At 30.8% G+C, this 21,805-nt stretch carries 14 protein-coding genes and 2 pseudogenes; 14 read left to right on the forward strand and 2 right to left on the reverse strand.

What is annotated here, in order from left to right; translation table 11 throughout:
• Window positions 1–558 precede the first annotated feature (558 nt).
• The gene (gene tsaD, locus ACGLWY_RS18020; RefSeq protein WP_396621074.1) at window positions 559–1,581 is read right to left on the reverse strand and encodes a tRNA (adenosine(37)-N6)-threonylcarbamoyltransferase complex transferase subunit TsaD; all 1,023 of its coding nucleotides are present in this window, start codon (window positions 1,579–1,581) and stop codon (window positions 559–561) included.
• Window positions 1,582–1,740: 159 nt separating this feature from the next.
• On the opposite strand from tsaD, the gene ACGLWY_RS18025 reads away from it, so the two are divergent.
• The 5 genes from ACGLWY_RS18025 to ACGLWY_RS18045 all read left to right on the forward strand — a co-directional run bounded on the left by ACGLWY_RS18025 (window position 1,741) and on the right by ACGLWY_RS18045 (window position 10,630).
• Entirely contained in the window at window positions 1,741–6,141 is a 4,401-nt protein-coding gene (locus tag ACGLWY_RS18025; RefSeq protein WP_396621075.1) for a translocation/assembly module TamB domain-containing protein, read from the forward strand.
• Between the two features lie 159 nt (window positions 6,142–6,300).
• The gene (gene pfkA, locus ACGLWY_RS18030; protein ID WP_396621076.1) at window positions 6,301–7,287 is read left to right on the forward strand and encodes a 6-phosphofructokinase; all 987 of its coding nucleotides are present in this window, start codon (window positions 6,301–6,303) and stop codon (window positions 7,285–7,287) included.
• A gap of 17 nt (window positions 7,288–7,304) precedes the next feature.
• Window positions 7,305–8,306: a type I glyceraldehyde-3-phosphate dehydrogenase gene (gene gap / locus ACGLWY_RS18035; protein WP_117178097.1), complete on the forward strand. Its 1,002-nt coding sequence runs from the start codon at window positions 7,305–7,307 to the stop codon at window positions 8,304–8,306.
• An 88-nt stretch (window positions 8,307–8,394) separates the two neighbouring features.
• Window positions 8,395–9,255 carry a BadF/BadG/BcrA/BcrD ATPase family protein gene (locus tag ACGLWY_RS18040; protein ID WP_396621077.1) on the forward strand — a complete coding sequence of 287 codons (861 nt, stop codon included), beginning with the start codon at window positions 8,395–8,397 and terminating at the stop codon, window positions 9,253–9,255.
• 151 nt (window positions 9,256–9,406) lie between these two features.
• Window positions 9,407–10,630, forward strand: coding sequence for an ATP-binding cassette domain-containing protein (locus ACGLWY_RS18045; RefSeq protein ID WP_396621078.1), 1,224 nt, complete (start codon window positions 9,407–9,409; stop codon window positions 10,628–10,630).
• A 171-nt stretch (window positions 10,631–10,801) separates the two neighbouring features.
• Here the strand turns inward: ACGLWY_RS18045 and ACGLWY_RS18050 are convergent.
• Window positions 10,802–11,669: pseudogene (locus tag ACGLWY_RS18050) on the reverse strand (IS1595 family transposase).
• Window positions 11,670–11,731: 62 nt separating this feature from the next.
• Between ACGLWY_RS18050 and ACGLWY_RS18055 the strand changes: the two are divergent.
• The 9 genes and pseudogenes from ACGLWY_RS18055 (at window position 11,732) to ACGLWY_RS18095 (ending at window position 21,801) form a co-directional block, all read left to right on the forward strand.
• Window positions 11,732–11,959: a hypothetical protein gene (locus tag ACGLWY_RS18055; protein WP_396621079.1), complete on the forward strand. Its 228-nt coding sequence runs from the start codon at window positions 11,732–11,734 to the stop codon at window positions 11,957–11,959.
• The gene (locus ACGLWY_RS18060) at window positions 11,956–12,096 is read left to right on the forward strand and encodes a hypothetical protein (protein WP_396621080.1); all 141 of its coding nucleotides are present in this window, start codon (window positions 11,956–11,958) and stop codon (window positions 12,094–12,096) included. Before ACGLWY_RS18055 ends, ACGLWY_RS18060 begins: the two co-directional genes overlap by 4 nt.
• A gap of 191 nt (window positions 12,097–12,287) precedes the next feature.
• Window positions 12,288–14,174, forward strand: a complete 1,887-nt coding sequence (locus tag ACGLWY_RS18065; protein ID WP_396621081.1) for an O-antigen ligase family protein — start codon at window positions 12,288–12,290, stop codon at window positions 14,172–14,174.
• Between the two features lie 194 nt (window positions 14,175–14,368).
• On the forward strand, window positions 14,369–14,632 hold the full coding sequence (locus ACGLWY_RS18070) for a hypothetical protein (RefSeq protein ID WP_396621082.1): 264 nt from the start codon (window positions 14,369–14,371) through the stop codon (window positions 14,630–14,632).
• Between the two features lie 98 nt (window positions 14,633–14,730).
• Window positions 14,731–15,619 (forward strand): annotated as a pseudogene (locus tag ACGLWY_RS18075) (IS1595 family transposase).
• On the forward strand, window positions 15,604–16,878 hold the full coding sequence (locus tag ACGLWY_RS18080; protein ID WP_396621083.1) for a 6-bladed beta-propeller: 1,275 nt from the start codon (window positions 15,604–15,606) through the stop codon (window positions 16,876–16,878). The pseudogene ACGLWY_RS18075 and the gene ACGLWY_RS18080 overlap by 16 nt, the downstream one beginning before the upstream one ends.
• Before the next feature lie 129 nt (window positions 16,879–17,007).
• Window positions 17,008–17,511, forward strand: a complete 504-nt coding sequence (locus ACGLWY_RS18085) for a DUF192 domain-containing protein (protein ID WP_396621084.1) — start codon at window positions 17,008–17,010, stop codon at window positions 17,509–17,511.
• Between the two features lie 22 nt (window positions 17,512–17,533).
• Window positions 17,534–18,598: an efflux RND transporter periplasmic adaptor subunit gene (locus tag ACGLWY_RS18090; protein WP_396621085.1), complete on the forward strand. Its 1,065-nt coding sequence runs from the start codon at window positions 17,534–17,536 to the stop codon at window positions 18,596–18,598.
• A gap of 8 nt (window positions 18,599–18,606) precedes the next feature.
• Window positions 18,607–21,801, forward strand: a complete 3,195-nt coding sequence (locus tag ACGLWY_RS18095; RefSeq protein WP_396621086.1) for an efflux RND transporter permease subunit — start codon at window positions 18,607–18,609, stop codon at window positions 21,799–21,801.
• Window positions 21,802–21,805 lie beyond the last annotated feature (4 nt).

Here is a 21,805-nt window from a genome sequence, read left to right on the forward strand (position 1 = left end):
AATTATTGCCCGAACATATAAATGGAAAAAAAATAAGTTTTTAAGAATGTATTGTTTACAACTTATTTACTTTTTTTAGCAAGAATTTGTTTTAGAGTTGATGTAATTAAATTGAGAATTAATAGAATTTGAGATAGAAAGAAAATTGTAAAAACTAATATAGTAAAAGTGTTTTCGTCTAGAGAATCATAAAATAGAGGAAATTCACTTTCTGTTTTAATCTTATTAAAATACCATATGCCTATTATAAATACTAAAAAACACCCAATACTTATAATGGTATGAGTTTGAGTTAAGCGTAAATAAAGCTTTAAAGTTGTTTTATATAAAATCCAATAAGCAAAACCAATGATTGAATATATGATTGCAAATATTATAGAAATATGAAGATTTGAAATTACATAATATGTATCATGGATGTTTATAACAATACGATCATCATTCGTTCTAAAATATAAGCCAATAATGAATATGATGAGGGCAACAAACCAAAAAAGTTTAAACGAATTCATGGTTTTAAATGTTTCATTTTAAAATATTCGTATTAGTAGCTAAAAATTAAATCTTCAATCTAGCCGAAGCCGCTATATTTTGTTTAGCAAAATCGCCTTCTAAATATTTCAAATACCCTACAATGGCAATCATAGCGGCATTATCGGTAGTGAACTCAAATTTAGGCACATAGGTGGTCCAACCAAATTTTTGTTCCCCATCCTTTAGTGCTTGTCGGATGCCCGAATTTGCCGAAACACCACCTCCAATAGCAATATGTTTAATACCTGTTTGTTTTGAGGCAAGCTTTAATTTATCAATTAAAATCCCAATAATGGTATATTGAATAGAGGCACAAACATCATTCAGGTTTTCTTCAATAAAATGGGGATTGGCTTTGGTTTCATTCTGAATAAAATACAGAATAGCCGTTTTCAACCCCGAAAAGCTAAAATTTAACCCATCAACTTTTGGTTTGGTAAACTTAAACGCTTTCGGGTTTCCTAATTTGGCACGTTTATCAATTTCTGGGCCTGCAGGATAGCCTAAACCTAAAATTTTTCCACTTTTATCAAAGGCTTCACCAACGGCATCATCAATAGTTTCGCCAATAACGGTCATGTCAAAATGGTTATCAACCCTAACAATTTGGGTATGTCCACCCGAAATGGTCATCGCTAAAAACGGAAAAGGAGGTTTGTTAAATCCGTCTTCATCAATAAAATGTGCCAAAATATGCCCTTGCATGTGGTTCACGTCAATAAGCGGAATATCCAACCCGTAAGCCAACGATTTTGCAAAGGAAGTTCCAACCAATAACGACCCCATGAGTCCAGGACCTCTAGTAAATGCGATGGCATGTAATTGCTCTTTGTTGATATGGGCTTTTTTTAATGCCTGAGCTACTACAGGAACAATGTTTTGTTGGTGGGCTCTGGAAGCTAATTCGGGTACTACGCCACCATATTCTTTATGTATATTTTGGTTGGCAATAATATTGCTTAAAATACGTCCGTTGTGTATTACAGAGGCCGCTGTGTCATCGCAAGAAGACTCAATTCCTAGAATATAAATATTTTGTTCCGCCATTAATTAAAATTAGGCATAATAATTGTTAATTTTGAAAAGAATAAAAGTCTAACGCATGGTTTTTATTCGTAATTGCAAAGATAATGCATTCCTGACAAATCAATAACTTAAAAAAATATCAAAAAAGCTTTTAAAATAGCGTATAAAATAGCAGCCATATTGCTGCTGCTTTTCATCATTTTGGTGTTGGTGCTTTCTATTCCTGCTGTTCAAACAAGTCTTGGTAAATATGCCACAAAACGCCTAAATGACGAGTTTAAAACAAATATAAGTATTAATAGAGTTAGCTTACAGCTTAATGGCGATGTAGAGCTTAAAAATATTTATATAGAAGATTATAAGCAGGATACGCTAATAAATATAGCTGAATTAAACACCTCAATTATTAGTATAAGTAATTTAATTAAAGGTAAATTAACTTTTGGAGATGTTGATATTCAAGATTTAATTTTTAATATTAAAACTTATAAAGGTGAAGCAGAAACTAATTTGGATGTTTTTGTTCATAAATTTGAAGACGATAATCCACGAAAAAGCCCAAGCACCTTTTTATTGTCGTCTAGTGATGTGTCTATTTATAACGGTATTTTCAGATTGCTTGATGAAAATAGGGAAACCACAAAATTATTAGAGTTTACGAATCTAAATATTAATGCGACTAACTTTTTAATTAATGGTAGCGATGTTAGCGCCAGAATAAACACCCTAGCGTTTAAGGATAGTAGAGGATTGGTTATGAAAAACATGATGACCGATTTCAGTTACACACTTACCGATATGACATTTGCTAATTTAGATGCCAAAACAGCACATTCGGTATTAAAAGGCGATTTAAAGTTTTCTTATAATAGAGAAGATTTACAATATTTTACCGATAAGGTTTTGGTGACTGCAAGCTTTAAAGATTCCAATGTTTATTTAGATGAAATTAATGTATTCTATAACGAGTTTGGAAAGAACCAATCGGTCAAACTAAGTGTAGATCTATCAGGAACCTTAAATAATTTGCAAACCACCAACTTAAAGCTAAATAATGGTAGCTATACAGAAGTTGATGGGAACATATATTTCAAAAATCTTTTTAATAAGGAAGAAGGGAACTTTTATATGGATGGAAGTTTTAGAAATCTATCTTCTACCTATAATGAATTAAAAGCATTATTACCCAATATATTAGGAGCCTCTATTCCTTCTTCATTTAATAAGTTAGGGAAATTTACTATTGTAGGAAATTCGCAGGTAACGGCAGCTTCTGTTATTGCCAACATTCAAATAGATACCGAATTAGGATATGTAGATTCCAACTTGGAAATTTTAAAAATAAATGATATTGATAATGCCTCCTATAGCGGAAAGGTAGCCTTTGAGAGTTTTGATATTGGAGCCTTTTTAAATGATTCTATTGTTGGAAAAACATCGCTGAATTTTGATGTAAAAGGATCTGGTTTTACTGCTAAAAATTTGAACACACAAGTAAAAGGTGATGTCTACGGAATAGAATATAATAAGTATAATTACACAGGAATAAAAGTTGTAGGGAATGTTAGGAATAGAATTTTCGACGGAAACCTAATTGCAAACGACAAAAATTTACGATTAAACTTTTTAGGACTTATAGATTTTTCTGAAGAGGTTAAAAAATATGATTTTGAAGCGAAGGTTGATTATGCCAATTTAAATGCCCTTAATTTTTTAAAAAAAGATAGTCTGTCTTTGTTTAGCAGTCATATTAAAATGAATATGAACAGTCGTAATCTTGATGATGCCTACGGAAAAATATCTTTTAAAAACACCGTTTATAAAAACCAAAACGATACTTATTATTTTGATGAATTAGATTTAACCTCAAGGTTTGAAGATGATGTTCGTTTTATAGAAATTAAATCCCCAGATGTTATAGAAGGCGAACTTAAAGGGCGTTTTGTAATGAATGATATTAAAAAGTTATTCGAAAACTCTTTAGGATATATTTACACCAATTACATTCCGCATAAAATTAAAACCAATCAGAATGTCGACTTCAATTTTAAAATTTACAATAAAATAGTTGAAGTTTTTTATCCTGAAATAGAGCTAGGAAAAAACACCTATATAAAAGGTCGTGTTGAAAACGATCAAAGGCAATTTAAATTGACATTCAAATCACCTCAAATTAAATTACTTGATTATTTCGCTAACAATATTGAGCTTCAAGTGGATAATAGTAACCCTCTTTTTAATACTTACCTAGAGGTCGATAGTTTAAAAACAAAATATTACAACGTTTCTAAATTCAGTTTAATTAATGTTACGGTAAACGATACCTTGTTTATGCGCTCAGAGTTTAGGGGAGGAAAACGTAATAATGATATTTTTAACTTAAGTTTTTATCATACTATTAATAAAGAAAAAGAGTCGGTAATAGGATTTAAAAAATCCGATGTTACCATAAAAGACAACATGTGGTATATTAATGAAAAGAAAGATAAATTCAATAAAATTTCATTCAATAACACCTTCACAAAATTTAATATCGACAAGCTAGTTATAAATCATAAAAATGAAGAAATTAAGTTTTCGGGCTTTATAAAGGATTCTACACAAAAAGACTTAAAACTCGATTTTAGAAATGTCGATCTTGCTAAAATCATTCCAGAAATAGATAATTTAAAGTTAGCAGGAAACGTTAATGGCAAGCTAGACATATTGCAAAAAAATGGTAATTATTTACCAAATTCAAGTATCGTTATAGATAATCTTAACGTTAATGATATTGAATTCGGTTCTTTTAACGCCAATATAAAGGGCAACCAAAACTTAACCAATTACAATGTAGATGTTACCATAAAAGACGATGTTAATAAATCGTTCAGGGCCATTGGAGATATTAATGTTAATGGAAAACAATCAAACATTGATGTAGATTTTGAACTTGACGAATTTAATTTACAGCCTTTAAATCCATTTTTGAAAGATGTTTTAACCAATATTAGAGGCTTAGCTACCGGAAAAGTAAATGTTGTTGGGGATTTAAAACGACCCAATATTAATGGCGACCTTATTTTAGATAAATCAGGGTTTGGCATTCCGTATCTTAATGTCGATTATCAGTTTGCTGATAAATCTTCTGTAACACTTAAAAACCAGAGTTTTATTTTTAATAGAATCCAACTAACCGATACAAAACACAAATCCAAAGGACAATTAAATGGTTCATTAAGTCATACAAACTTTTCAAAATGGAACTTGGATTTAAACTTAAATACCTCAAGATTATTGGTTTTAGATACTAAGGAAGCTGAAGATGCTTTGTATTACGGTACTGGTTTTATAGGTGGTAGGGCTAGTATTTCGGGACCAACAGACCAATTGGTAATAAGTGTAATTGGAGAAACAAAATCAGGGACTGTTTTTAAAATTCCACTTAGCGATACGGAGTCTTTTGGAGATAATTCATATATACACTTTATTACTAAAGAAGAAAAACGAGCAAGAAAATTAGGGGTCGATTATGTTTTTAATGAAATAAGAGGACTTGAATTGGATTTTGATTTAGATGTTACCGAAGACGCTGAAGTAGAAATTATAATAGACAAAAACTCAGGGCATTCATTAAAAGGACGCGGACGCGGAGGTCTTTTGGTTGAAATTAATACGAATGGGAAGTTTAATATGTGGGGAGATTTCTCGGTATTTGAAGGCGTATATAATTTTGCCTATGGTGGTTTAATCCAAAAAGAATTTAGAGTACAACCTGGTGGTACCATTGCCTGGGAAGGCGACCCTCTAAAAGCACAAATAGATATGCTTGCCATTTACAGAACGCAAGCCAACCCATCACCATTGTTAGATAATCCAATAAACAGAAGTATCCCTGTAGAATTGAATATTAGCTTAACAGGCGATTTGGAACGCCCAAAACCCATTTACGATTTTAAGTTCCCTACTGTAAGTTCTACTATAAAATCCGAATTGCAATACAGATTAGAATCTGATAATGACAAACAGAACCAAGCACTATATCTGTTATCTACGGGAGGTTTTTCAAGAGGTTTAAGCGAACTTAATTTTTCAGGTACTATTGCAGAGCGGCTAAATGGTATTATAAATGGTATTTTTACAACGGGCGATAGCAAACTTAATATAGGATTGAATTATGAAGCTGGTGAAAACAGACCAGATTATCAGACTGATGATCGATTTGGTGTTACCCTACAGACCCAAATAAGTGATCGTGTACTTATTAATGGTAAAGTAGGTGTACCTGTTGGAGGTGCAGGAGCTTCAGAAACCGTTATTGCAGGTGATGTTGAAATAAACTTTTTGCTAAATGAAGATGGTACATTAACCGCCAATGTATTTAATAGAGAAAATAGTATCAGAAATTTTGGTGAAGCTATTGGATACACACAGGGTATCGGGCTTTCATATAGTGTAGATTTTGATACCTTTAAAGAACTGCTTCAAAACTTCTTTAAAAAAGCTAAAAAGGAAGAAGAAATTGTGATAGAAGAAGAAGTCGAAAAAGACACTGATTTGCTTCCGGAATTTGTAAAAATAAAGTCGTCTTCTGATAAATAAACCCCTCAATTCCATATAAAAGGAGTAGTGTTTAGAGTTCTAAACTATTTTTTTTATCAACTAAAACGTTATAGTTTCACATGTAGCATTAAAATAGAATAAATGCTATAGATATATGGTTTTTGTTTAGTAATTTTACCTTTGAAAAATTGAAATTTAATGTCAAAACCAATCAAAAAAATAGCAGTTTTAACTTCTGGAGGCGATTCTCCGGGAATGAATGCAGCCATTCGTGCTGTCGTTAGAACATGTGCTTATCATAATATAGAATGTCTTGGTGTTTATCGTGGATACGAAGGCTTAATAGAAGGCGATTTCGAGCAAATGAATGCGCGAAGCGTCAAAGGTATTATAAATAAAGGCGGTACGTTTTTAAAATCGGCACGCTCCAAAGAGTTTAGAACCATAGAAGGTAGGCAAAAAGCTTATAACAAATTAGTTGAAGCAGAAATAGATGGACTGGTAGCCATTGGTGGTGATGGTACATTTACAGGTGCCATGATATTTAATCATGAGTTCGGCTTTCCTGTAATTGGAATACCCGGCACTATAGATAATGATATTGTTGGTACTACAAACACTTTAGGTTTCGATACCGCTTTAAACACCGTTGTAGATGCTATTGATAAAATCAGGGATACAGCAAGCTCACACAACAGATTGTTTTTTATTGAGGTTATGGGGCGCGATGTAGGACACATCGCTTTAAACGCAGGTATTGCTGGAGGTGCAGAAGAAATATTAATACCAGAAGAAGATCTGGGGTTGGAAAGATTGGTAGAATCTTTAAACAGAAGTAGGAAGTCCGGTAAAACATCAAGCATTGTAATTGTTGCAGAAGGCGATAAAATTGGAAAAAATATTTTTCAATTAAAAGACTATGTAGATGAAAACATGGAAGGGTATGACGTACGTGTATCGGTGCTTGGGCACATGCAACGTGGTGGTGCACCATCATGTTTCGATCGTGTTTTGGCTAGTAGAATGGGGGTTAAAGCCGTTGAATCTTTATTAGAAGGAAAAACCAATTATATGGTTGGTTTAATGAATGGTAAAATGGAACTAACACCATTAGAACAAGCCATAAAAGGGAAATCAAAAATAAATTTAGAATTATTGCGTGTCTCAGACATTATGAGCACTTAACATTTATAAACAAGAATATGTCAAAATTAAAATTAGGAATTAACGGGTTTGGAAGAATAGGTAGAATAGCTTTTAGAGTAGCTGCAAACAGACCAGATATTGAAATTGTTGGAATTAACGATTTATTAGATGTAGAGCATTTAGCTTACTTATTAAAATACGATTCAGTTCATGGACGTTTTAACGGTACCGTTGAAGTAAAAAACGGAAACTTAGTAGTAAACGGAAACGAAATTAGAATTACTGCAGAACGTAACCCAGAAGATTTAAAATGGGATGCTGTTGGAGCAGAAGTTGTGTTAGATTGTACAGGTATTTTCACAACTTTAGAGGGTGCACAAAAACACATTACTGCTGGCGCTAAAAAAGTAGCAATTTCAGCACCATCGGCGGATGCGCCTATGTTTGTAATGGGAGTAAACCACGATAAAATAACTGCAGAGCATACCATCGTATCTAATGCGTCTTGTACTACAAACTGTTTAGCACCTTTAGCTAAAGTTATTAACGATAACTTTGGTATCGTAGAAGGTTTAATGACAACAGTACACGCTACAACTGCAACACAACTAACAGTTGATGGTCCTTCAAGAAAAGACTGGAGAGGTGGTCGTAGTGCTTTAGCAAACATCATTCCTTCATCTACTGGTGCTGCAAAAGCCGTAGGTAAAGTAATTCCAGAATTAAATGGTAAATTAACTGGTATGGCATTTAGAGTTCCAACTCCAGATGTATCTGTTGTTGATTTAACTGTTAGAACAGAAAAAGCTGCTTCTTGGGCAGAAGTTAAAGCTGCATTGAAAAAAGCTTCAGAAAACGAATTAAAAGGCATCTTAGGTTATACCGAAGAAGCTGTAGTGTCTCAAGATTTTGTTTCAGAATCTATGACAAGTATTTTTGATGCTGATGCAAGTATTGCGCTTAACGATAATTTCTTTAAATTAGTATCTTGGTATGATAATGAGTTTGGTTATTCAACGAAGTTAGTTGATTTGGCTCAACACATCAGTAAAGTATAATTAAAGAAAATAATATGTTAATTATGAACTCCACAGATTTATTGTGTTACTACAAAGTCTGTGGAGTTTTTTCATTTAAATAAAGCTCATGATTTTAATTGTTGATAGTGGCTCTACAAAAAGTGATTGGATTGCTGTAGATAGTAATGGTAAACAACTTATAGAAAAGTTGCGTACAAAAGGTCTTAATCCCGAAATTTTAAAAGAAGATAAGCTAAAAAAAATAATTAAAAAACACCCCGATTTAAAAGCACACAAACTAGAGGTTACGCACGTATTCTTTTATGGTGCGGGTTGTGGCACAGATAGAGGTAAAGAAGCCGTTTATAATGTTTTAAAAGAAGTATTTATAAACGCTGTTATAAAGGTTGAGGAAGATACTATGGCTGCTGTTTATGGCACCATTACCCACGATACCGAAGCTGCTGTTGTTTGTATTTTAGGTACAGGATCCAATTGTAGCTATTTTGATGGTAAGCAATTACACCAACGCGTACAGTCTTTAGGATATATTTTAATGGATGATGCCTCAGGAAATTATTACGGTAAAGAATTAATTAGGGAATACTATTTTAATCAAATGCCAGAAGATATTAAAGTGTCTTTTGCTAGCAAATACAATTTAGAAGCCGATTATATTAAATATAATATTTACAAACAGCCCAACCCCAATGCCTATTTAGCAAACTTTGCAGAGTTTATGTTTTTAAATAAAGATTCGCAATACATTGTAGAGCTTATAAAAAGAGGCATCCGTAGTTTTGTAACTAATATGATCATGCAGTACAAAGAAGAAATAAAAACCGTTCCTGTGCATTTTGCAGGTTCTATAGCCTATTTTGCGCAAGAAGAAATTAAAGCCGTCGCACAGGAAATGGGCTTTACGGTAGGTAATTTTGAACGCAGGCCTATTGAAGGATTGGTTGCTTTTCATATTAAAAACTTATAAGTAAGCATTATACAAATCAATTTAGTTGTAAAAAAGCTTTTCAAGTGATTATATAAGACCTCACAGGTTTCAAAAACCTGTGAGGTCTTTTTGTAAACTATCATTAAATTATATTTGTTAGTTTAGAACTCTAAAACAACTATTTAAATATTTGAAAAATCACCTAGCCATATATATATCCAATAACGACGATAAGCTTCAGCTTATAGAGCGCATTATTTCTGGCGACATTCTTGTAGATTTAAAAGGTTTAAAACACGCACTTTTTTCCGAAATAACCTTAAATAAGTTTATGGAAGAAGAGATTGTCCATGGGCATTTTGATGTTGTTACCGAAACAAAAAACAGTTTATTGCAGTCATCTGAAGGCGAACGCAAAAAAGCCTTGCTGGATTACATTATTTTGCAAAACCCCAATTATATTATTGCAGACAATGTTTTTGGTAATTTAGATGCAGAAAAGCAAGCTGCAATTAAAGAAACGTTTACCAAGTTAAGTCGTAAAACAACTATTGTTCAAATTACAAATAGAAAAGAAGACATTCTTTCTTTTATACACAAAACCTATAAGTTGCAAGATGGTGTTTTGGTAGAATTTAATCAGGTTGAAACTTCAAAAACAACCGAAGCATTAAATTTTGTTGAAGCATTACCACAACCATATCGTCCTATTTCAGAGCATATCAATCCATTAGTGAAGTTTAATAAGGTGTCCGTAGCTTACAATGAACGCCCTATTATTACTGATATTTCTTGGGAAATTAAACAAGGCGAGTTTTGGCAATTAATGGGCGCTAATGGTTCGGGGAAAAGTACCATGTTGAGCATGATTTTTGGTGACAACCCAAAAGCTTATGGACAAGATATTACCTTATTTGGAGTGAAAAAGGGGAGTGGTGAAAGTGTTTGGGATATAAAAAGAAAGATTGGTTATTTTTCATCAGAAATGTTGCGTGGTTTTAAACGTTTGGATTCTATAGCAAACATGATAGTTTCAGGTTTTTTCGATTCGGTTGGACTTTATAAAGAACCTACTAATGAACAGATGAAAATTACAGAACAATGGCTTCATGTTTTGCAGATGTATGCTATTAGAAAGCAAAACTTTTTAGAATTATCAAGAGGACATCAACGCTTGGTATTAATAGCCAGAGCCATGGTAAAACACCCACCTTTACTTATTTTAGATGAGCCCACAAATGGACTCGACGATTTTGATGCAAAACTATTTACCGAACTTATAAATAAAATAGCAAGAGAAACCGATACCGCTATTTTGTACGTCTCGCATCGTAAAGAAGTTGGTTTAAACCCCGATTTTATTTTTGAATTAATGCCTAGCGGAATGGGTTCTATAGGAAAACAAATTAAGTAACTTAGGTTTTTTTAGAAATTTATCCATGCTAGGCTGGTAATCGCGCTAGTTGGGAAGGTTTTCCGAAAGTAACAACACTACAAGTACTGTTGTTTGTAGCAATCATGAATTAATAGCTTTATAGGTATAGGCGTTTAGACCTCCCACGTTAGCTATTGGTTTTATTGATATTTATTCGAAAAATACCATCTTTTTCATTAACACATCGAAGATTGTCCCCATATTTGCCCTCCTATTGTATCTAAAATGATATTCATTCAGGTCATCTTGCATATGTTCTTTGCTACAATGATGATAATTCCTCTTAACCAAACTTTGATATTCATTATATGAATATGCAATTCTTTAAAATTCTTTCCTTCATCAGAGGCAACTTGTTTGAGTTTAGTAAATTCATTTTCAAAGGTGCATATCCTTTCCATTTGTCAGTAATTAATTCAGCATCGTTAGAAACATATTTCATTAAAAAGGAACCCAATTCCTTTGCTGATGAATTTTCAATAACCTCAGTATATGCTCTACCAACTCCATCTTCTACTATTTCCAGAGCAAGAACTATTAACTTTTTAACACCTTTACTCCTTCCTTTTTCACCTTCTTCTGACCCACCTATAACAAACTCATCTGCGTGAACAATCCCGATAATGGGCTTTTAAGGCTACTTTTCATTACCTGCTGCACCTTTTGTTTAAATGCCCAACACGTTTTTGTTGTAGTTCAAATTCATTGCTTAACTCCGTTGAAGAAATCCCTTTCTTATTTGTACTTATTTTAAACACAATGTGAAATGCAATTAAAATCGGAAACTTTAGTTTCTCAAACATTGTATTTGCAGTTGGACTTTCATCGTATTTGCACCTCAAACATCTTCTTGAAAAAGGTTTTTACCATTGTAATATTTGTCATAACTGCATTTTATACAAACATATTCTTTTTCCCATTTGATTGATGAAAGATATTCATAATAGTTTAAATCTTCCTTAAATCGCTTGCTAAATGTAATTGAATTCACGCCTATAAATTTGTCCCCTGCACTCATTTGACACAGGTAGTTTTATTTATTTCATTGGGCGACTTAAACGCCTATACCAAAAACTTTAATTGAGTTCAATAAAGAATATATTTAAAACAATTAATCCTGAGGGTTTTTTAATTAAAAGTGATATAAATTTCAATGATATAATATACGCAATAAAAAAAGTTATTAAAAATGAAGTTTACTACAGTCAAACGATTCTTGATTTATTATCTAGACATATGATAGATAATAAGGTTCTAGATGAATTAGATATTCAACTATTAAAAGAAATTTCTAATGGGGCAAGATGAAAGAGTTAGTCGAGTTAATACCATTAACAAAATCAGGGATTGAAAAAAGAAGACGCATACTTCGAGATGTTTTTAATATAAAAACGGATAGTGATAGAGAATTAATACTTGCTGCAAAAGAAAAAGACTTTATTTAAACCTATTTGGTGCAGTATTATAGTAATTAAAGGATATTTTTGAAAACTATACAATGTCGGTTTTAGCTTACTTATAGTGTGCTTTTGTCTGTGTGTGGTAAGTAAATTACCCCTATTTTAGACGAAATAAAAATCTTAAATAGCCATACAACAACTGCTTTATTAAAACATTTGTTATATGACACTTCTAAATGATAGCTAGCCTAACAAAATCAACAAAATGTACCTTAACAGCTAATGTCTCAATAGTTGTGTTTTTTAATATGCTATTGTTAGTAATTCCGCAAATAAATATTAAACTATTTATTGACTCAACGATTACCAGTAAATTTATTTTATTTATTTACTCCTTAATAGTTTTAGCTGCTCTTTCCTTAATTCACATATTGTTTACTAGTAAGTTAACCTTCAAAATATCAAAGCTGGACTATGCGTTAGTATTTTTTATTGTCTTTATTCTAATAAATAGATATCTAGTGCAAGATATCTCTGGCTTTTCTATTAGATATTTTGAATTAATAGGTCTTAGTTTTGCTTATATTATTTTAAGAAATATTCCTGTTAAATATTATTATGTATTCTTGTTAGCTATTATCATTTCAGGAATTATCCAAGCTATTTATGGAAATTTACAATTACTTGGTCTTTTTCCCTCAAATCACTCTAAATTTAATATTACCGGGAGTTTTTTTAACCCAGGTCCTTATGCTGGATTCTTAGCATGTATTTGGAGCTTGTCACTAGGCATGTATCTTTTCAGAGGAGTAATGACTCATAAATTCAATACATATTTTGGTATAATAAACAAACGATTATTTGAGGTTATATCATTATTGGGGATTATATCAACCACATTAGTTATTCCTGCTACACGTTCAAGATCTGCAATATTAGCGATGATAGTTTCAGGAGGTTTTTTATTAATGATAAAATACCGAGGATATTCAAGGCTCTTAAAAAATACTGCCAGATATAAAAAACATTTTTTGCTACTTTCATTAGTGATACTATTTATAGCTGTTTTTTTTGGTGGATTTCAATTAAAACAAGAATCTGCTAACGGACGTTTATTAATCTGGAAAATAAGCAAAAATATAGTTGCTGATAATCCGCTTTTTGGTGTTGGTTTTGACAATTTCAAGGCACATTACATGAATTACCAAGCTGATTATTTTTTAGCAAATAAAAACCCTGAGGAAATAGCTTTAGCAGGAAAATCTGTATATGCTTTTAATGAGTTTATACAATTAATAGTTGAAAATGGCATTATAGGGCTTGTCTTTTTGGTAATTATTATCTATTTAATATTTAGTTTAAAACTAAAGTATAATTACAGTTATTTAGGGTATTTGGCAAAAGGGTCTATTCTAGCTATAGCTGTATTTGCTTTCTTTTCTTATCCTACGCAAATACTTCCTATAAAATTAATATTAGTAGTGTCTTTCGGATTAATAGCTTCTTTTGATAGGGATAAAAAAAGCATAATTCTATTTAAACAAAAGAATATCCATATTGTTTTTAAGGGAATTTTTTTGCTAGCTGGAATTGTTTTAATATATAAAACCTATTCAAAAACAGACCAATTAACATTAGGCTTTAAAATATGGAAAGAAGCACGTTACTCTTTTAGTAATAAACTGTTTAATATTAGTGTAGATGAATACGGGAATGTGTTACATCTTTTTAATAATAATGGTAAATTTTTAGAAGAATATGGTCGTACTCTTTCTTTAAATGAAAATCATGTTAAAGCTATACAAATACTAGAAAAGGCGAAAAAATACACAAATAGTAATGAATTGCTAAATGCCTTAGGCAATAGCTATAAATCATTAGGATATTATAGACAAGCAGAACTGTCTTACAAAAAATCCGCTTATATGATGCCTTCTCTTTTTTATCCTAACTATTTGCTGGCAAAATTGTATGAAGAAAGTGGTCAAAGCAAAAAAGCCCTGAATGTAGCCAATAAAATTCTAAAAAAAGAAATAAAGATTCCATCAAAAGCTATTGATGAAATAAAAGCAGAAATGGAAAAAATAATTATCAAATACGAACTTAAAACCTCTGGGTTTTAAATAAATCACGCAAATGTTTAATTAAAAAATGTAGCTTATGACATAATAAACCATAACCAAGAGGAAATCTAGTTTATTAGATTTTGCTTTGCATGAAGCATGCAAATTTAAATACTCCAAAGGTAGTATTCCTTTATGACCTAAAAAAAAATTTAAAAATCTGAGATGATATTTCTCAATAAATAATATTTAAAATGAAAAAAATCATAAGTACAAAAAAAATTTTAGGAATTGTGGCTGGATCACTATTAGCCTTCGCATTGTTTTTTAACACATCCCTAGAATCCAGTGAAAATGGAGACATTTCATTTTCATTAGCCTCTTTAGAAAATGCTCAAGCACTATCTGAAGATATTTGTCAGGTCGAGGTTTGTATTATAGAAACAACATGTTGGGATGAACCACCAATATATAATCTTTGTGAAGAAAAAGAATATTGTTTTTTAGAAGACTGTTAAATTAAATTTATTGCAGGTGGCACTTTATTGCGTCACTTGCAATAAAATTTATTGACTTAGTAATTTAAATTCGAATTTAATACTCAAAAGATTAAGATATTGAACAATTTGAAGGCAAAAATATACTGAACTTTGTAAAAGAACTACCAAATGATGATACTTGTAAAGCCTATTTGTCCAAATACGAATGACAAGATGGTTTTAGATGTTCAAAATGTCAAGGCAAAAAAGGATATATAAAAAGGATTACAAATGCCATTGTTATAACTGTCATCATGTAGAAAGTGCTACAGCTAACACCTTTGTTTCATAAGGTTAAGTTTGGGCTTCAAAAGCATTTTGTATAGTTTTTGAAATAACAACCAGAAGCAAAAGTTTATCAAGTGTTCAATTGACCGAACGTTACGGAATAAGCCAAACATCGACTTGATTTTTTATGCAAAAAGTACGCAAAGCCATGGAAAGCAATAAAAAATACCCTTTAGAGGATTTAGTCTATGTAGATGAATTTACAGTAGATGGTAAAAAGGGAAGGAGTTATGATAGCAAAAAGGAAAAAGCAGTGATAGCAGTAGAATTGACAAACAAACATCAAGTAAAACGCGGGTGTATATAAAGTCTATTGATGATTATGCTTGCAAATCTTTAACGCCAATATTTGAGGAGCATATTGATATTTCGGCTAAAGTGTTTACAGATAAATGGCGTGGGTATGAGTCATTAAAAGAATCATACGATATTACACAAATCAAAAGCGATAAAGAGAAAAACGTCAAGAAGCTTTACATTATCATCCACGAAGTAAAGACCTGCGTAAGAAGAGTCCCAACCCACTTGAGCAAAGATCATATTCAAAAATATTTTGATGAGTTTGCTTATCGAATCAATAGATCGCTAATAAAGAAAACGATTTGGCACAATACAATTATGAAAATGGCAAATCATAAACCCATTACTCAAAAACAAATAATATGGAAACTAAATTAATAAGTCAAAAATTTATAAAAAAAATGATATACTTTAATAAGTATATAGTAATTGTAAAATTAGTTAAAATGAAATATATATATGCTATTGTAGTTTTTTTATTGCTTTTTTTATCTTGCAATAAGAATAAATCAATTAATAATATTGATACAATTAAAGAGAGGAAAGTTATTTTTCCAGATTCTAAAACCATTGAAAAAGGAGCTATAGAGTTTTTAGATATAGTCGATACAACATTTATAGTAAAACTAGAGACAAGTAAGGAATGTTTAATTGGTAGACCTAGCAAAATTCAGGTTTATAATAATCATGTTTTTATTTTAGATGGAGTTACTAAGTCATTATTTGAGTTTGATTTTAATGGTAATTTTATCAAAAAGTTCGGAAATATAGGTAAGGGACCTGGAGAATACATATTACCATTGTCATTTAGTATTAACCATAAAAAAAATGAAATAGTCATTTATGATAGACCTAATAAAAAATTATTGAGCTATGGTCTAGATGGAAAATTTAAAGCTTCAAAAAATATTAATATTAAAGCTTTTAATTTTATTATTAGTAATGAAGATTCCCAAGAGTACATATTTGACACTCATATAGAAAACCAGCGGAATGTTGATGGTCTGAATTCTAAGCAGTATTCTATTACCAAATCAGATGAAGAAGGTAATATAACTTCTCAGTTTTTAGAGACATCTAAAGAACAAAATAGTTTAGGGTATAGGTCTAGATATAATTTATTCAGGAACGATTCCATTATATTATATAATCAACCTTTTACAAACACTATTTATCAAGTAAAAAAAGGAAACATTGAGCCTTTTTTAACCTTTGAATTTAAAGGAAAGGAAATACCTGATAAAACAGACTACAATATAAATTTCTATGATTTTCGTGAAAAGATAGAGGAGAATGTATATGAATTTTTCGAAAATAATTCAGGATTTTTTTTGATAGAAAATAAATTCATATTTCGTGTTAAAAGAGAAGGTGGTTATGAGGACCATATATATAATTTGAAAACTAATAGACTCAATTTAATTGAAAAAAATTATAATGCTCCAAATTTTGGTTTTCTTGGTGTCAAGGCATGTGTTTATAAAAACTACTTGGTAAATTACGCTTTTCCCAGGATGTACCTAAACAGTGAATATTTTAATTCTGAAAAATTCATTAACACTACAGTTCAAGATATTATTAAAAATACAAAAGAAGGAGATAATCCTATTCTAATATTTAATAGAATAAAAAGTTGAAAAAATATATTCCAAAAAATGTCTTATGACAACTAATAATGATGAACTTATTTTTTGTATTCTAAGATTAAATTATTGATATATAGTTTCATTTTTGATTGCTTTTGTTAAATTATTTAAAATACAAGAATGAGAAAAGTAATAACATTACTGTTTTTTGTATTACTACTTGGGGTAATTATAACAGGGACATTTTATTTTTTTTATAAAAATAAACAAGAGGTTTTATTTCCTTACGATATTCCTTTTAAAAAAGAAGGAAGTTTAGATTTTTATACAAAAGGTCATCTACATAAAATAAAGAGGATTATCATAGAACTTTCAGAAACAAAAACTGAAATAAGTTTGGGACTCATGTATAGGCATAAAATGGATAAATATGATGGGATGTTTTTTTATTTAAGCAGATATTTAAAAACGTTTTTTTGGATGAAAAACACTTATATACCGTTGGATATAATCTATGTGGATGATACATTTCATATTGTGTCAATTCAAAAAAACACAAAACCCCTTTTAGAAAAAGGGTTGCCATCATATGAAAAAACCATGTATGTCTTGGAAGTTAATGCAGGTTTTTGTTATATGCATAATATTAAAGTCGGCGATTCCATTTCCTATAAAAGGATTTAGTTTTTTAACAATAAAAATATAAATGAAAAAAAGCATCCTGTTTTTAGTTTTAAGCTTGGTTTTTGCTTGTAAAGACAATAAACCCATTGTTTCAGATTCTAACGAAGCATTAAAAAATACTTTTACTGATGCCCCCATAGAGGTTAAGGTAATAGATGTAAAAATCACCGATTTTAATTTAGAAATATTAAGTAACGGGAAATTGCAAGCTAGAAATAAAGCTGAAATACCATTTGAAGTAACAGAACGCCTTACAAAAGTTTATGTGAAAAATGGCGATCGTGTAAAGAAGGGACAATTACTAGCAGAATTAGATAAAATAAACGCATTAAGAAAATTAGAAAATTCCAAAATAAGTTTAAATAAATCGATTATTGAACTACAGGATATTTTATTAGGATTTGGGTATAAAATAAAGGATACTTCAAATGTGCCAGAAAAAATTTTAAACAATGTAAAAATACAAAGCAATTATAGTAAAGCTGTTGCAGACTTAAAAGAAGCTAATTATGATTATAGCAAAACAAAAATACAAGCACCATTTTCTGGTGTTATAGCTAATTTAATAGCTACCGAACATAATTTGACGTCCAATTACAAAAACACACTCTGTACTCTTATTGATGATAACCAAATGGAAGTTGTATTTCCTGTACTAGAATCTGAAATTTCAAAAATAAAACGTGGGCAAGTTATTGAAGTATTCCAATTTTCAGAACCAGACCAATCGCATTCGGGCAAAATTATTGAAATAAACCCTGTCATTGACAGTGATGGTATGGTAAAGATAAAAGCATTGGTAGATAATACCAAAGCTTCTTTTTTTGAAGGCATGAATATTAAGATAAAAATAAAGAATGTTATTCCCAACAAAATAGTGTTGCCAAAATCGGCAGTATTATTGCGCCAAGATAAGCACGTGGTATTTGTTGTAAAAAATAATGAAGCACATTGGGTTTACGTAGAAATAGGTCAAGAAAATAGTAGCCATATCGTAATAAACGAAGGCATTAAAGCAGGTGATATGGTTATTACATCTGGCAATTCAAATTTGGCCCACCAAACCAAAGTACAAGTTATAGAATAAATGTATTCATGAAAAATACATTTTCTATAAACATTGTATTTGTATTACTTATTATAGTAGGTATTAGTCTCGTGCCTTTCCTTTCTTTTCAGTTAATGCCATCTGAAAATACAAATGCATTAACCATATCTTATGAATGGGATGGCGCCTTGGCAGAGGTGATAGAAAAGGAGGTAACGTCAAAGATAGAAGGGCTAGCTTCAACATTAAAAGGTGTCCAAACTATTACTTCTAAATCATCAAAAGGTCAAGGTGTTATTTATTTAAAGCTTGATGAAAATACAAATACCAAATTAGTTAAGTTTGAGTTGAATGCATTAATTCGTTCATCACACAAAACTTTACCCGAAAATGTTTCTTTGCCTATCGTTACAGAACGTGGTTTTAGAGGCAGTAATACTCAAAAAAGTCCCATACTATATTATACCATTTTAGGTAATGGAAGTGGGTATTACATACAGAAGTTTGGCGAAGATTTTTTTCAATCTCAATTATCAACATTAGAGGGAGTGGAGAGTGTTGCTTTATATGGAGGAACACCTTATGAATGGGAATTATTGTATAATAAAAATAAGCTTGAAAACAACAACATCACAATAAATGATATACAGAGTGCCATTAGGAGTTATTTAGTTAAGAAAGAATTAGGATATGGCTTGTCTATAGACAAAAAAGGAGTTACGAATGAAACTTATTTAACACTAAAAGGTTACAAAAAGGACACTTTAGAATGGCATAACATTCCAGTAAAAAAAGTAAATGAAAGAATTGTTTATTTGGGAGATATTACAACGGCTAGTTACAAGGAACAGGAAAGTAGGAGTTATTCTCGAATTAACGGGCTTAACACAACCAATATGGTTGTATATGCAGAACCAAATGTTAACCAAATAAAATTGGTTAAATCTATTCAAGATAAAGTTAAGCTTTTAGAACAGAAGCTTCCTAAAGGATTTTCTTTAATGCTTGTTAGAGATAATACTGAAGATTTAGTAAAGGAAATTAAAACCATTAGCATAAGAATTGTTTTATCTATCGGGTTGGTGCTTGCATTAGTGTTAATTATTAGTCGAAAATGGCGCTATTTATTTATAATTGTAGCCAGTTTAATTGCTGATTTGTGTATCGCCTTTATTCTATATTTTTTATTTCATGTAGAAATTAGTGTTTATGCGCTAGCAGGAATAACAGTATCTTTTGGGATTTTAGTTGACAATAGTATTTTAATGCTTGATCACTTACGGTATAAGAAAAATAAAAAAGTATTTCTAGCCATTTTAGCAGCTACATTGACAACTATAGGAGCTTTATCTGTCATCTTCTTTTTAGATGATAAGTTAAAAATCCATCTAGTTGATTTTGCCATTGTAATTGTTATAAATTTGTTTGCGTCATTACTTGTAGCCTTCTTCTTTATACCTGCACTTTTAGATAAATTTCCACTAGGAAGAATTGAGCTTCGACTCTTATTTAAGAGAAAACGTAGAGTTAGTAAGATTTCTAGGGTTTATAGAACTAGTATTCTCTTTGGGTTACGTTTCAAAAAAGCATTTGTTTTCTTAGCTATTCTAGCATTTGGAATACCCGTATTCTGGTTACCTCATTCTATTGAAGGGGATGCAAGTTACATTGGTTGGTATAATAACCTTTTTGGAAGTGATACTTATGAAACCATGCGTCCATATATAAATAAAACATTAGGGGGAACCATGCGTTTGTTTACAGAAGTTAATTTTTCACAAACTAATGATGAAGATAAAGGAAGATCATGTCTTTATGTAAGAATTTATATGCCAGATGGGGCCGTCATAGCACAAACAAATACAGTTGCAAAAAAAATAGAAAACTATTTGTCTCAATTTAATGAAATAGAGAATTACTTTACCTATATATATGATATTGAAAATGCAAGAATTGAAATTTTATTTAAGCCTGATTATGACCATTCAGGTTTTCCTGAATTTTTAAAAGATGACTTGGTTGCTTTTTCGTCTAATATAGGAGGTTGTGATATGTCTATAAGTGGAGTTGGGGTTGGGTTTAGCAACAAAACAAATGATGCTATGCGTAGCAGTATACTTGAAATTACAGGATATAATTATGAAACTATATTAAGGTATGCAGAAGAAGCTAAAGAAAATTTGTTGGTAAATCCAAGAATCCAAACAGTGGTTATCAATACAGGACGTAAACGGTATCGTGATAAGGTTAGAAATGAGTACGTTATGGATTTAAATAATGAACTCTTAGTAAAACAAAATACATCCATACATCAAACTATTAATAATTTAAGTAAACTAACCTTTGATGATAAAAATATCACTTCTATTCTCTACAATAATGAGTATACTCCTGTAAAGCTAAAATCATCACAATCTATAGAAATAGATATATGGGGTGTGAATAATGAATTAACCAAATCTTCCAAATTAAAAGAATTGGGAAGACTTAGAAAAGAGCCGTCTAAAGGTGCCGTCGAAAAATTTAATCAAGAGTTTAAGGTTGCCATAGAATATGATTTTATTGGTAGTTATATGTTAGGAGAAAGCATATTAACAAGAACTATAGATACTCTTAATTCAAACTTACCAATGGGTTTTAACGCTGCAGAAAAAAACATAAGGCCTTGGAATCCAAAAACGAAATCTCAGTATGAGTTAGTATTTCTTGTTATTTTAATTATCTATTTTGTATGCGCTATTGTTCTTGAATCTTTATGGCAACCCTTGGTTGTTATTTTAATGATTCCCTTATCTTTTATAGGTGTGTTTTTAACGTTTTCAATTTTTGAATTGCGTTTTGACCAAGGGGGTTATGCTTCATTACTATTATTATGTGGCTTAGTGGTAAATGCATCCCTCTATATTATAAATGACTATAACAATTTGAATAAAAGGAAAAATAAAACACAAAAAATTGAAAATTATATAAAAGCATATAATACTAAAATTAGTCCTATTTCGTTAACCATACTTTCCACCATATTAGGTTTAATCCCGTTTTTGTTTTCATCACATGAAGAACCTTTTTGGTTTGCATTATCAGCAGGTACTATAGGAGGATTGATATTTTCAATTCCCATGTTAATCGTTTATTTGCCCATATTTATGTTTTGGAGAATGCAATCTAAAAAGAAAGATATTAACTTGAATTCTATCAATGAATCAATCCAAAACACAACCCTTAATCCTGAAATTTCTTAGCATA

The organism is Mariniflexile sp. HMF6888, from assembly GCF_044335535.1.
GTDB lineage: Bacteria > Bacteroidota > Bacteroidia > Flavobacteriales > Flavobacteriaceae > Mariniflexile.

Excerpts from the sequence above, each read along its gene's own strand:
- ACGLWY_RS18095 (WP_396621086.1), top strand. The coding sequence starts at position 18,607 with ATGAAAAATACATTTTCTATAAACATTGTATTTGTATTACTTATTATA.
- tsaD (WP_396621074.1), bottom strand. The coding sequence starts at position 1,581 with ATGGCGGAACAAAATATTTATATTCTAGGAATTGAGTCTTCTTGCGAT.
- gap (WP_117178097.1), top strand. The coding sequence starts at position 7,305 with ATGTCAAAATTAAAATTAGGAATTAACGGGTTTGGAAGAATAGGTAGA.
- ACGLWY_RS18085 (WP_396621084.1), top strand. The coding sequence starts at position 17,008 with ATGAGAAAAGTAATAACATTACTGTTTTTTGTATTACTACTTGGGGTA.
- ACGLWY_RS18065 (WP_396621081.1), top strand. The coding sequence starts at position 12,288 with ATGATAGCTAGCCTAACAAAATCAACAAAATGTACCTTAACAGCTAAT.
- pfkA (WP_396621076.1), top strand. The coding sequence starts at position 6,301 with ATGTCAAAACCAATCAAAAAAATAGCAGTTTTAACTTCTGGAGGCGAT.
- ACGLWY_RS18070 (WP_396621082.1), top strand. The coding sequence starts at position 14,369 with ATGAAAAAAATCATAAGTACAAAAAAAATTTTAGGAATTGTGGCTGGA.
- ACGLWY_RS18090 (WP_396621085.1), top strand. The coding sequence starts at position 17,534 with ATGAAAAAAAGCATCCTGTTTTTAGTTTTAAGCTTGGTTTTTGCTTGT.
- ACGLWY_RS18060 (WP_396621080.1), top strand. The coding sequence starts at position 11,956 with ATGAAAGAGTTAGTCGAGTTAATACCATTAACAAAATCAGGGATTGAA.
- ACGLWY_RS18040 (WP_396621077.1), top strand. The coding sequence starts at position 8,395 with ATGATTTTAATTGTTGATAGTGGCTCTACAAAAAGTGATTGGATTGCT.
- ACGLWY_RS18080 (WP_396621083.1), top strand. The coding sequence starts at position 15,604 with ATGGAAACTAAATTAATAAGTCAAAAATTTATAAAAAAAATGATATAC.